Annotated in this window: 18 protein-coding genes; all 18 read right to left on the minus strand. The window is 34.4% G+C overall.

Annotated elements, in window-relative coordinates:
* Positions 1-144: 144 nt before the first annotated feature.
* Positions 145-855 carry an ABC transporter permease gene (locus HDR40_RS04300; protein WP_290626817.1) on the minus strand — a complete coding sequence of 237 codons (711 nt, stop codon included), beginning with the start codon at positions 853-855 and terminating at the stop codon, positions 145-147.
* Positions 855-1,592, minus strand: a complete 738-nt coding sequence (locus HDR40_RS04305; RefSeq protein ID WP_290626819.1) for an ABC transporter permease — start codon at positions 1,590-1,592, stop codon at positions 855-857. Before HDR40_RS04305 ends, HDR40_RS04300 begins: the two co-directional genes overlap by 1 nt.
* Positions 1,593-1,594: 2 nt before the next feature.
* Complete coding sequence (locus HDR40_RS04310) at positions 1,595-2,362, minus strand: ABC transporter ATP-binding protein (RefSeq protein WP_290626821.1); 768 nt, start codon at positions 2,360-2,362, stop codon at positions 1,595-1,597.
* 629 nt (positions 2,363-2,991) lie between these two features.
* A complete protein-coding gene (gene rpsI / locus HDR40_RS04315; RefSeq protein WP_290626823.1) occupies positions 2,992-3,387 on the minus strand; it encodes a 30S ribosomal protein S9 in 396 nt (131 codons plus the stop codon).
* A gap of 13 nt (positions 3,388-3,400) precedes the next feature.
* Positions 3,401-3,844, minus strand: a complete 444-nt coding sequence (gene rplM / locus HDR40_RS04320) for a 50S ribosomal protein L13 (RefSeq protein ID WP_290626825.1) — start codon at positions 3,842-3,844, stop codon at positions 3,401-3,403.
* A 101-nt stretch (positions 3,845-3,945) separates the two neighbouring features.
* The gene (truA, locus tag HDR40_RS04325; RefSeq protein ID WP_290627075.1) at positions 3,946-4,737 is read right to left on the minus strand and encodes a tRNA pseudouridine(38-40) synthase TruA; all 792 of its coding nucleotides are present in this window, start codon (positions 4,735-4,737) and stop codon (positions 3,946-3,948) included.
* Positions 4,734-5,531 carry an energy-coupling factor transporter transmembrane component T gene (locus HDR40_RS04330; RefSeq protein WP_290626827.1) on the minus strand — a complete coding sequence of 266 codons (798 nt, stop codon included), beginning with the start codon at positions 5,529-5,531 and terminating at the stop codon, positions 4,734-4,736. Before HDR40_RS04330 ends, truA begins: the two co-directional genes overlap by 4 nt.
* Entirely contained in the window at positions 5,524-6,387 is an 864-nt protein-coding gene (locus tag HDR40_RS04335) for an energy-coupling factor transporter ATPase (protein ID WP_290626829.1), read from the minus strand. The genes HDR40_RS04330 and HDR40_RS04335 overlap by 8 nt, the downstream gene beginning before the upstream one ends.
* Complete coding sequence (locus tag HDR40_RS04340) at positions 6,363-7,211, minus strand: energy-coupling factor transporter ATPase (RefSeq protein ID WP_290626831.1); 849 nt, start codon at positions 7,209-7,211, stop codon at positions 6,363-6,365. The genes HDR40_RS04335 and HDR40_RS04340 overlap by 25 nt, the downstream gene beginning before the upstream one ends.
* A gap of 187 nt (positions 7,212-7,398) precedes the next feature.
* Entirely contained in the window at positions 7,399-7,782 is a 384-nt protein-coding gene (gene rplQ / locus HDR40_RS04345; RefSeq protein WP_290626833.1) for a 50S ribosomal protein L17, read from the minus strand.
* Between the two features lie 28 nt (positions 7,783-7,810).
* Positions 7,811-8,749, minus strand: coding sequence for a DNA-directed RNA polymerase subunit alpha (locus tag HDR40_RS04350; protein ID WP_290626835.1), 939 nt, complete (start codon positions 8,747-8,749; stop codon positions 7,811-7,813).
* A 45-nt stretch (positions 8,750-8,794) separates the two neighbouring features.
* Complete coding sequence (rpsK, locus tag HDR40_RS04355; RefSeq protein ID WP_265483465.1) at positions 8,795-9,184, minus strand: 30S ribosomal protein S11; 390 nt, start codon at positions 9,182-9,184, stop codon at positions 8,795-8,797.
* 29 nt (positions 9,185-9,213) lie between these two features.
* The gene (gene rpsM / locus HDR40_RS04360; protein ID WP_209685880.1) at positions 9,214-9,561 is read right to left on the minus strand and encodes a 30S ribosomal protein S13; all 348 of its coding nucleotides are present in this window, start codon (positions 9,559-9,561) and stop codon (positions 9,214-9,216) included.
* A gap of 26 nt (positions 9,562-9,587) precedes the next feature.
* A complete protein-coding gene (gene rpmJ, locus HDR40_RS04365; RefSeq protein ID WP_003647815.1) occupies positions 9,588-9,704 on the minus strand; it encodes a 50S ribosomal protein L36 in 117 nt (38 codons plus the stop codon).
* Between the two features lie 14 nt (positions 9,705-9,718).
* The gene (infA, locus tag HDR40_RS04370) at positions 9,719-9,940 is read right to left on the minus strand and encodes a translation initiation factor IF-1 (RefSeq protein WP_003647816.1); all 222 of its coding nucleotides are present in this window, start codon (positions 9,938-9,940) and stop codon (positions 9,719-9,721) included.
* 76 nt (positions 9,941-10,016) lie between these two features.
* Positions 10,017-10,670 (minus strand): adenylate kinase, encoded by a 654-nt coding sequence (locus tag HDR40_RS04375; RefSeq protein ID WP_290626913.1) that lies wholly within the window; start codon positions 10,668-10,670, stop codon positions 10,017-10,019.
* A gap of 8 nt (positions 10,671-10,678) precedes the next feature.
* Positions 10,679-11,974: a preprotein translocase subunit SecY gene (gene secY / locus HDR40_RS04380; RefSeq protein WP_290626915.1), complete on the minus strand. Its 1,296-nt coding sequence runs from the start codon at positions 11,972-11,974 to the stop codon at positions 10,679-10,681.
* A complete protein-coding gene (rplO, locus tag HDR40_RS04385; RefSeq protein ID WP_290626917.1) occupies positions 11,974-12,414 on the minus strand; it encodes a 50S ribosomal protein L15 in 441 nt (146 codons plus the stop codon). Before rplO ends, secY begins: the two co-directional genes overlap by 1 nt.
* Positions 12,415-12,441: the final 27 nt, after the last annotated feature.

Here is a 12,441-nt window from a genome sequence, read left to right on the forward strand (position 1 = left end):
TCTCTATTTTACAATAGTCCCCTTTACTTTTATATCTTTTTAACTTATTGTTAAATATTCCATACTAAAAAAGCATCCCCTGTGAGATGCTTTTTTAGTATACAAACGTAGTTTTACCAATTTTATTATAAATTATTTAATGGCTTATCTTGATCTATTTTCTTGAATTTTATTAAAAACAATTGCTACTACATACCAAATTAGCAACTTAATCACTACAATTAATAATTCCTGATTTATATAACTTCTTAATTGAATCCAATTTAAAATATTATTCATTGGAAATAGACCTGCTACAATTTTCAACCATAAAGGATATTGGTTTACAGGAATAATTACCCCTGACAAGATTATAATAGCTCCAATCAAAAAATTAGAAAGCCAATAAGGATTTTCCTTTCCTCTTCCTGCAATTGCCGAAATATACCCTAAAATAATTGCTATTAAGCCAAAAAATACTAAAGAAATTAATACTTTTGGTAACAAATTTAATTGATGTAAAAAAAACAAGCCAATTAACATTAGTAAGATAACTTCAACCAACATTACCCCAAAAGCAATTAATATTTTAGGAAGCCAATAATTCCTAAATTTAGGTTTAATTGAAATAACTTCATCACTTACACCTAAATCTTGATCCATTACAAAGCTACCAACAATTATTCCTATAATAGTTGCAATTCCAGTATCCATTAAGCTACCAAGCAAAATACGTGTATAAGCTTGGTTACCACTAAAAGCAATTAGCAATAACATAATCAGGGATACGATAGGTAAAATTAAATAAGTTACTAGAATAGTAGGAATACTATCAAAATTTCCAATTGATTTAAAAGTTACACGATAATTTTTCATTAGAAAATCTCCAGCCTATTCTCTTTAATTGCTCTTTGCACTATTACATTAGTCATTTTTAATGCACTTAAAATAAACAAGATAATAAGCAAGAAATAAAAAATAATCGTTATCGGTCTAACCGGTTGATGGTAGATAATTTGAATTGGTAAAGTCAAAGGACTTAACAACTGAAAAGGTTTTATATAAGGTAATAAAACTTGCGGAATAGTTAAAAATCCGGATAAAAGTAAGATCGGCAATAACAATAGCTCCTCATATTGCATTGCATGCTTTGATAAAACAAAAATCAAGCTTACTACATAACTAAGGACTGTCGCTGTAAACCATAAGATTACAATCCCGAGTAAAAGTTTCCAGCTTAAATAGTTTACCGGTATTCCTAAAACAACTGCTTCTAAAGCAGCTAAAGGAAATGCAACTAAACCATAAATAGCAGCTGGTGCTAAAGTAGCTAGCAAAGCTTCAAAAGGTGGTAAAGCCCCATTTAAAAGATGAGGTAAAGTACCTTGAAATCTTTGAAAGCCTAATGCTCCACCACTAGTAGTGCAAGAAGCCCACAAGCCGATAACTCCGGCTATTAACCATTCCTGCCCTGAATAAGTATGATGAACATAATGGGCTAAATATTCATACAGCATCATCATGGTAGTTTGAATTAATACTAAATTGACAAAATATGTATTTTTCACATATTCCTTTACTTGAAAACCAACTAAATGAAGAAATTTTTTCATACTTAATCTCTCCGTTTCAATTGATCTGCAACTTGCAAATAAGTTTTTTCCAGACTTGCATCTTGATCTACTTTTGCAAACTTCTTCAAGGCATTAATATCACCACTAAAATGAATTTCCCCTCCACCAATTAAGAAAATTCTATCGGCTAAATTCTCAATATCTGCCATATCATGACTAGTTAAAATAATTCCATGGCCTTGTTGTTTTAACTTTTTAACTAATGCTCGAATCTCATAAACTGCTTCTACATCTAATCCAGCCGTTGGCTCATCAAGCATTAATATTTTGGGATTATTAACTAAACCACGTGCAATATGTAACCTTTGGAGCATTCCTTTAGACAAAGTCCCGGCTTTTTTATTACCCACATCAGCTAATTCCACGACATCTAATGCTTTTTCTACATTCTGATTTAATTCTTTTTCTTTAACATCTAGTAATCTTCCAAAAAAACGTAAGTTTTCTCTGGCAGTCGCATTATTATAAAAACCACGATCACCACCAAAAACAACACCCATTTTTCTTCTTGCCTTACGTGGTTGTTTGAGAAGATCAATTCCCATCACTTCAATATTTCCGCTCGTTGGGACTAAATAATTAGATATAGATTTTAAAAGAGTTGTTTTCCCGGCCCCATTAGGTCCAATAAAAGAAATAACTTCGCCTTCATTTAAATCAAAACTGATATCTTTTACAGCGTGAAAAACTCTATCTTTATCCTTAAAGTTACGCTTAATATGATTAGCTTCTAATAATATACTTGTCATAATTTTCTCGTCCTAATAAATCTCTTTTCATTATTCTATATACTTCTTTGGATTGAGATAATTTATTTAGCTTATATAGATTACTAATCAAAAGTTTTTGACTTTCTTACATTACCAACTAAGCATTACTCCTTAATAGGATTTCCCACTTTAAAAGAATTTATAAACTTTTTAAAATTTAAAGACTTACAAACCCTTAGTAACTGAATGGTTCCAAGTAAGTGTTACTTCCTTAAAGTAATCTACCTTTTTTTCATTCATACCCTTTACTAATTTTTCTAAAGTCATAAATAGTCCTCCCTTTGCAATAATAATTAAAATATAATTATTTTTTTATTACGTTTATTAAAATGATACTTCATATTTTTATATTGTCAATATTTTTTATTATTTATTTTATATCTATAAATATTAATTTTGTCTTACTTAAATACTTTATGCATAAATAAAACTCCGAAATTCTTGTCCAACTGGAGAGATTCATATCCATAAAGCATTAATACAAGAAAAAAAGCATTAGCAAGATGCTAATGCTTTAAATCTATTAAACTCCATATAATCAAATTGCGACCATATGTGCCCAAAATATATCTCGTAAACGTTGATACAACAACATTTTTGTGAAAATATTAACGTTTTGAGAATTGTGAAGCTTTGCGGGCCTTCTTCAAACCTGGCTTCTTTCTTTCCTTCATTCTTGGATCACGAGTTAACATGCCAGCCTTCTTAAGTGGACCACGGAAATCTGGGTCAACTTCTAAAAGTGCACGTGCGATACCAAGACGGATTGCGCCAGCTTGGCCTGAGAAACCACCACCGTTAACATTTACTAAAACATCATATTGACCTTCAGTTTCAGTAATGTCTAATGGTTGTTTCATATCCTTAACCAAGTTAGGGTAAGGAATGTACTTAGTTACGTCTTCTTTATTAATGGTAATTTGACCATTACCTGGTACTAAACGAACGCGCGCAACAGAATCCTTGCGGCGACCAGTTCCAGCGTAAGCTGCTTGTTGTGCCATGTATATAAACCTCCTAGATTAATTCGTTAATGTCTAACTTTTCAGGCTTTTGTGCTTGATGTTCGTGGTCTTCACCAGCGTAAACGTGCAATTTCATGAATTCTTGGTGACCAAGAGTATTCTTTGGTAACATGCCCTTTACAGACTTTTCAACTAATCTTACTGGGTTGTTGGCTAATAATTCACCGGCAGGAGTAGCCTTCAAACCACCACGGTATTCTGAGTGGTGGTAGTAGATCTTGTCAGTTGCTTTTTTACCAGTTAACTTAAGTTTACCAGCATTAACAACGATGACATAATCACCAGTATCTACATTTGGTGTGTATTGAGGCTTATTCTTACCTCTTAAAATTGATGCTACAACAGCTGATAAACGACCAAGAGCCACATCAGTTGCATCAATAACATACCACTTACGTTTAATATCACTAGTTTTAGCTAATGGGGTAGTACGCAATTTAAATTCCTCCGTTTTCTTGTGTTTGACATACAATAAGTTTCCGGGGCCTATCGTGGACAAACATACGTATACTAATTTACGTCGTTTTGACCAAAAAGTCAATTATTTTTAAGATCTAATCGATATTTTGTTGGAACTTCATCATAAAATACATGATATAAGTATAGTCCACTAGCAGGCGCCGTTCCTCTAACTTCTTGACGATCCTTGGCAGCAATAACTCTTGGAAAATCATGAACGGGGCGTTTCCCATTACCAATTTCTAAAAGTGCTGCCACGAGGATTCGTACCATATTATACAGGAAACCATTCCCAATGAAATCAAAAATTATTTTTTTCTCACGTGGATCTTCTTGAATGTTTATATAATAAATAGTTCGTACTTTATCCTTAATTTGACCACCACTAGCTGCAAAGCTAGTAAAATCATGCTCTCCAATTAAATCCTGAGCCGCTTGACGCATTTTTTTAATATCTAAGGGATAAGGATAGTGACCTGTATAAAATCGTCTAAAAGGATCAACAAAATGATGTTGATCAACGATATAGCGATACCACTTTCCTTTGGTAGAATATTGAACATGAAAATTTGTATCAACAATCTCACTTTCAAAAAACACTGTATCCGTTGGCATCAAAGAATTAAGTGCTAACATCATATTCTTAGCAGGGATAGTTTTTCCTGGATAGTCAAAATGAATTACTTGTCCTTTGGCATGTACACCGGCATCAGTTCTTCCAGACCCATGGACTATTACCCGCTTGCCCTTTGTAATTTTTATTAAAGCTTCTTCAATTACACCTTGAACAGTTCTTTGATTAGGCTGAACTTGAAACCCGTGAAAGAGATGACCATCATAGGCCATAGTTAGTTTATATCTTGTCATTATCTCGTCCTAAATATTAATAATAATGCTGTTAAAGCGATGAAATATGCTAGGTTAAGCCAATCATACTTAGACCATTTTAAAGCTCTGTAATGCGTCCTAGGTGCATTTTCACGATAACCTCTAGATTCCATAGCTACAGATAAATCTAAAGCAATTGTCAATGAATTAATAAACAAGGGCACTAAAATTGGAATAATATTCTTAGCTCTTTTAATCAAACCCCCGCTATTAAAATCTACTCCACGGGCCCTTTGTGCATTCATGATTTTTACTGTTTCATCCATTAATGTTGGAACAAATCGCAAAGCTATTGCCATTACTAATGAAATTTGCTCTATTGGAACTTTAATATACTTCAAAGGTGTTAATAACCAAGTTAGAGCATCTGCAATTTGTAAAGATGTCGTTGTTAGCGTTAATACCGTTGAAAGCAAAATTATCATTACAAAACGTATAAATATATAGACTGAATTCTGAATACCATATTGTGTAATACTCAAAATTCCCCACTGCCAGTATATTTTTCCTCCACTAGTAAAAAATAACTGCAAAATTGAAGTAAATAAAATTAACCAAATTAATGCTTCGATTCCATCCCAATACACTTTCGGACGTAAGCCTGTTGCTAGAACAGCACCTAAAGTAAAAATAATTAAAATAGAATAAGTTAACCAATTATTGGCTAAAAAAATTAGAATAATATATATAAAAGTTCCAATAATCTTTCCACGTGGATCCATCCTATAAATTGTCGAATTTCCTGGAATGTATCTTCCTAAAATAATTTTACTCACGTGACTCCTCCTTTAAATTATCAATAATTTTATCGGCTAAATTATCGACAGTCAAAGGTAAAGTATCAAATTTAAAGTTGCCTGATTGTAAATTAAGACTAAAGTTAACAGCAGAAGGTACCCCCAAATGATGGTTTTTCAACCAGCGTTTATCCATAAAAATTTCTTCAGGAGAGCCATTACCTACAAGTTTACCTCCATCCATCACTAGCACTTTATTTGCAAATGTCGCTACATCATTCATTTCATGTGTAACTAAAATTACTGTATGTCCTTCTTTTTGATAATCTTTAAATAATTTGAACATATTTATTTTTCCTTTAGGATCAAGACCTGCAGCTGGCTCATCTAAGCATAAAATATCAGGCTCCGATGCTAAGACCCCTGCAATGGCAACACGCCGCATTTGTCCTCCTGATAAATCAAAGGGAGATTTAAAAAATAATTTTTCGCTAATATTAACTTTTTTAAGCCATTTTCTAGCTTGTATTTCTGCTTCTTTTTCAGAAAAGCCAAAATTTTTAGGACCAAACATTACATCCTTTAAAACAGTTTCTTCAAAAAGTTGACTTTCAGGAAATTGAAACACTAATCCAACTTTTTTTCTTAATTGTTTTAATCCTTTATTGGACGTTTTCGAATCAAGCGTAAAACCTGCAATTTCAACTTTTCCACTAGTAGGTTTCTGTAAACCATTTAAATGTTGCATTATTGTAGATTTTCCACTACCTGTATGTCCTACAAGAGCAGTAAAAGTTCCTTCTTCTATATCAAAAGTTACATCATTTAATCCTACTGTTTGCATAGGTGTACCTGAATTATAAATATAACTTACTTTTTCGAATTTAATTGCCATAAATATTTCACCAATTCTTCTTCATTATTTACTTTAGCAGGTATTTGTACTCCTTTTTGTTCTAGCTTATCTTTTAATTGATATACAAAAGGCTTTACAATTTGTGTCCTTTCTACCAAAGATTTATCATTAAAAATTTCACTTGGAGTATTTTTTTCTATAACTTTACCTTTGTCTAATACTATTACCTGATCCGCAAGCATAACCTCATCAACATCATGAGTTATAGAAATTACTGTTAATTCTTGCTCTTTTTGTAAATTGCGAATTATGGATAATATTTGTGTACGACCTTCTGGATCTAACATACTAGTAGCTTCATCCAAAATAATTATTTTAGGATTAATAGCTAATATTCCTGCAATAGCAACACGCTGTTTTTGTCCTCCTGACAACATTTGAGGTTCTTTTTTACGATATTCAACCATTCCAACTTCCGATAATACATGAGTAATAATTTCATGCATTTTTTTGCGTGGAACATTTCTATTTTCTAATCCGAACGCTATATCATCTTCAACAGTTGCACCTACAAACTGATTATCAGGATTTTGAAATACAACTCCTACATTATCCCGAATATTCCAAATATTTTCCGAATTCAAAGAAAAGCCATTAATCATTATAGTTGTATCATTAGCTTTATCCGGCATAATCAACCCATCTATAAGTTTAGCCAGAGTAGACTTACCACTACCATTATGTCCAATTAAAGCGGTCCATTTACCTTCAGAAATAGTAAGATCAATATTTTTTAAAGCTGGGCTATTTGTATCTGGATAAGAATATGAAACATTATTTAATTTGATAATATCATTACTCATTTTATATCTCCTGCATTTATTACATATGTTTCTATTGTAACAAATCCAAAAAAAGAGCAAAAAAAAATCATCCACGAAGAGGGATGAATTAACATCTAAGCTAGACTAGGCATAAGCCACCATCATCGCGCTTATTCTCGCTTTCGTGGAGATTTAATTTATAAAATATTAAATTGTTCAACAAACACTAAACTAATTCAATAATAACCATTGGTGCTGCATCACCCTTACGTGGGTTAGCAAGTTTGTACATTCTAGTGTAACCACCATTACGGTCTTCATAACGAGGTGCAATATCACTAAATAACTTTTGCAATGCTGACTTTACAACAACTGCATCGCCTTCTTCATGAATATCTGCAATTTCGTTACGAACAAAAGTAGCAGCTTTTCTTCTAGCGTTTAAATCGCCGCGCTTACCCAAGGTAATCATTTTTTCTACAGTCTTACGAACTTCTTTACCACGAGCTTCAGTAGTAACAATGCGTTCATTCATGATAAGTTGAGTAGTCATTTCTCTGAGCATTGCTTTTCTGTGTGCACTATCGCGACCTAATTTACGGTATGCCATGAGCTTTTTCCCTCCTTATTAATCCATCTTAATCTTCTTGACGAAATGAAAGACCAAGATCGGCAAGCTTATTCTTTATTTCTTCCAATGACTTACGTCCCAAGTTTCTTACACGCATCATATCTGCTTCAGACTTATCAGTTAATTCTTGAACAGTGTTGATACCTGCACGCTTTAGACAATTGTAGGAACGAACTGACAAATCTAATTCTTCGATTGTCATTTCAAGTTTCTTTTCGTTTTGGTCGTCTTCTTTTTCAACCATAACGTCATCTAACTTAGCATCCATATCAGTAGACATAAATACTTTAAAGTGTTCTACAAGAATCTTAGCAGCAAAACTAAGTGCATCATTAGGTGTAATTGAACCATTAGTCCAAATTTCTAAAGTTAATTTATCGAAATCATCTCTCTTACCAACACGAGCGCTCTCTACTTGATAGTTAACTTTCTTAATTGGAGAGAATAATGAATCGACTGGGATGACACCAATTGGCATGTCATCTGTCTTGTTTTCACTTGCGGGAACATAACCACGACCTTCTTTGATCGCAACGTTCATGTGCAAATGGCCACCCTCTGCAATACTACAGATGTATTGATCAGGATTTAAGACCTCAACATCAGAATCGACTTTCAAATCAGCTGCAGTAACTACAGCCGGACCTTTTACATCTATTTCAACAACTTTTTCCTCATCTGAGAGTGACTTTAATTCTAGTTTCTTCAAATTAAGGATAATTTTGGTGACGTCTTCTCTAACACCAGGAATCGTCGAAAATTCGTGTAATACGCCATCAATTTGAATGTAAGAAAGTGCCGTGCCTGGAATAGAAGTTAATAAAACACGACGGAGTGAGTTACCTAAAGTAGTCCCGAAACCGCGTTCCAGTGGTTCGACAACAAACTTACCGTATTCTTCTTCTTGGTCTACTACGGTAATATTTGGTTTTTCAAATTCAATCATTACTGGGCCCCTTTCAAAACGTAATGTCCTGCACGCAGGTATAAACTAGACACGACGACGTTTTGGTGGTCTGGAACCGTTGTGCGGAACTGGTGTAACATCACGAATAGCAGTGATTTCAAGACCAGTTGCTTGTAATGCTCTAATTGCAGCTTCACGACCTGCACCAGGGCCTTTAACAGAAACTTCAACATGCTTCATACCTTGATCCATAGCAGTCTTTGCTGCTGCTTCAGCAGCCATTTGAGCTGCGAATGGAGTAGACTTACGGCTACCCTTAAATCCTAAAGCACCAGCGGAAGACCATGCGACTGCGTTACCTTGAACATCAGTAATCATGACCAAGGTATTATTGAATGTAGAGTGAATGTGTGCAACACCGCTTTCGACATGCTTCTTTACACGGCGCTTGCGTGCTGTTTTCTTTGCAGCCATTAACTTAACCTCCTATTTAATAAAATTAATTATCTCTTCTTTGAGCCCTTACGAGTACGAGCGTTATTCTTCGTGTTTTGACCACGAACTGGTAAACCACGACGGTGACGCATACCACGGTAAGAACCAATTTCAACCAAACGCTTAATGTTTAAGCTAACTTCACGACGAAGATCACCTTCAACACGGTACTTATCTACTTCGCTACGAAGCTTTTCTTGGTCTTCTGGAGTTAAATCATTGGTACGAATATCTTCAGAGATACCAGCATCTTTACAAATCTTCTTAGCAGTTGGTTCACCAATACCGTAAATGTAAGTCAAAGCGACAACAATTCTTTTGCCTCTTGGTAAGTCAACACCAGCAATACGTGCCATTTATTGCACCTCCTATTTTAAAAATACTAACCTTGACGTTGTTTGTGCTTAGGGTTTGCAGAGCAAATCACCATAACACGACCATGTCTTTTGATAATCTTGCAATGTTCACACATTGGCTTAACAGATGGTCTAACTTTCATGTTTGCCTCCGTAATTACTTGATAAAACGATACGTAATCCTACCCTTAGTTAAATCATATGGAGACAATTCAACTGTTACACGATCTCCAGGTAAAATACGAATATAATGCATTCTAATTTTACCAGAAACATGAGCTAAAATTGTTGCTCCATTCTCTAATTCAACTTTGAACATAGCATTAGGTAAAGTATCTACTACTTTACCTTCAACTTCTATGACATCTTCTTTTGCCAAAACTGTTCCTCCATATTGACAAATAAGTCACACTTAAGAAATTATAGCACGGAAAGTGAAAAAAACAATTATCGAATTAATCTTTACTCAAAATTTTATCAATTTCAGCAAAAACTTCATCTGGTTGTTGTTCACCATCAACCGTAGCTAGAATACCTTTCTTTTCGTAAAATTCACGAAGAGGGGTATTCATCTTTTCGTTAACTTCTAAACGATTCTTAACAACTTCTGGCTTATCATCCTCACGTTGATAAAATTCATGACCACCACAGCGATCACAAACTCCCTCAACTTTTGTTGGATTAGAAATTTTGTTGTATGTTGCACCACAGTTCTTGCACATGTAACGTGCTGAAAGACGTTTGATCAAGACGTCTTCATCCACATCAATAGCAATAACGTTAGTTAAAGGTTTATTTAATCTCTTAGTGATATCTTCAAGAAGTTCAGCTTGAACTGTAGTTCTTGGAAAACCATCTAAAATAAATCCTTTTTCAGTATCTGGTTGTTGAAGTCTTTCTTCTACTAACTTAGCAGTTACTTCGTCCGGAACCAAATTACCTTTATCAATGTAACTCTTGGCTTCAAGACCTACAGGAGTCTTATTAGCCATAGCTTCTCTAAACATATCTCCAGTAGAAATATGTGCTAGATGATACTTATCAACAATTCTTTCAGAAGCTGTTCCTTTGCCTGCACCCGGCAGACCTAACAGAATTAAATTAATCATTTATAATCCTATCTAATAAAACCAACATATTCGCGCTTCATAAGCAACCCATCAACTTGACGAGCAAGCTCTAAGACAACACCAATAACAATTAAAAGACTGGTACCACCTAATCCAATCGAACTAGGCAATCCCCAAATATTTGTAGCTAACTGTGGAAGTAAAGCAACTAAACCTAAAAATACAGAACCTACAGTAGATAATCGAATTAATATTCTAGATACATACTGTTGCGTATCTTTACCTGGCCAAACACTTGGAATATATGCACCCTGCTTTTGTAAGTTTTCAGAAAGTTTCTCAGGATTTACTTGAACAAAGGCATAGAAGAAAGTAAATAAAACAATTAATAGAGTATAAATTAATGCTCCAGGTGTTGTTTGCAAACTAAAAATTTGGCTGCAAATCTTAAACCATTGTTCATCACCATGAGTTCTTTGAAAGGCCATTAAGATTGTTGCCGGAGTAACAATAAAGGAACTGGCAAAAATAACTGGAATAACTCCAGAAACATTAACCTTTAAAGGTAGGAAACTTTCGGAGCCACTTGTAACTGCTCTACGTGTATATTGAATTGGCACACGTAAATCAGCTTGTTGGAACCAGGTAACAAATTGCGTTACCACTAAAATGGCGATAATGACCGCAATGAAGAACAAAATTCCTTGCCAACGATCACTAGGGCTATTATTGATAATCATATCTTTAAACAACTGATAAATACCATTTGGTAGGCGAGCAATAATACCTGCAAAAATTATTACAGATACTCCATTACCAAGGCCTTTATCGGTAATTTCATCACCTAGCCAGGTAAGTAGCATTGTACCAGCTGTCATTATAATAGCAATTTCAATATATGTCTGGGGAGTTTGATTTTTAACCAAACCCATTTGAGTTAATACATTGAAACCTAATGTAATCCCGATACTCTGAACAAAAGCAACAGCTAATGCTAAGTAACGAGTTACCTGATTAGTCTTACGACGACCAACTTCCCCTTGCTTTCCCCATTCAACAAGTTTAGGAACAATATCCATTTGTAATAATTGAATAACGATTTGGGCCGTTATGTATGGTGAAACACCCAGAGAAAAAATTGAGTAGTTATCTAACCCACCACCACTAACAGTATCCAACATAGGAACAAGGCCAGTTTGTGCTACCTTTGTGATTGCTTTTGCATTTACACCTGGTACTGTAATATTAGCACCAATGCGATATAGCAAGAGGATAAAGAGTGTAAAAAAGATTTTACTTCTTATTTCCTTATCCTTGAAGGCGTTCTTCAAGGTTGAGAGCATTAAATCACCTCAACAGTTCCGCCAGCGGCTTCAACTGCCTTTTTAGCAGCTTCAGAAACTTTATTAACTTTCACAGTTAACTTAGTATTTAATTCACCGTTAGCTAACAACTTAACTCCTGCAAGTTCTTTTTTAACAAGACCAGCAGATTTCAAAGTTTCAATAGTTACTTCACTACCATCTTCAAATCTGTTTAAGTCTTCTAAATTAATAATAGCATATTCTTTACGGTTAACATTTTTAAAACCACGCTTAGGCATTCTTCTGAATAATGGCATTTGACCACCTTCAAAACCTAAACGAGTCTTACCACCAGTACGAGCTAATTGACCCTTTTGACCACGACCTGCAGTTTTACCGTAACCACTTGACGTACCACGGCCAACACGTTTTCTACTACGACGTGAACCAGTAGCTGGCTTCAATTCATTAAGCTTCATTAGTTCGGGCACCTCCTTGGATTCTTT

This window comes from Lactobacillus sp. (assembly GCF_014803895.1).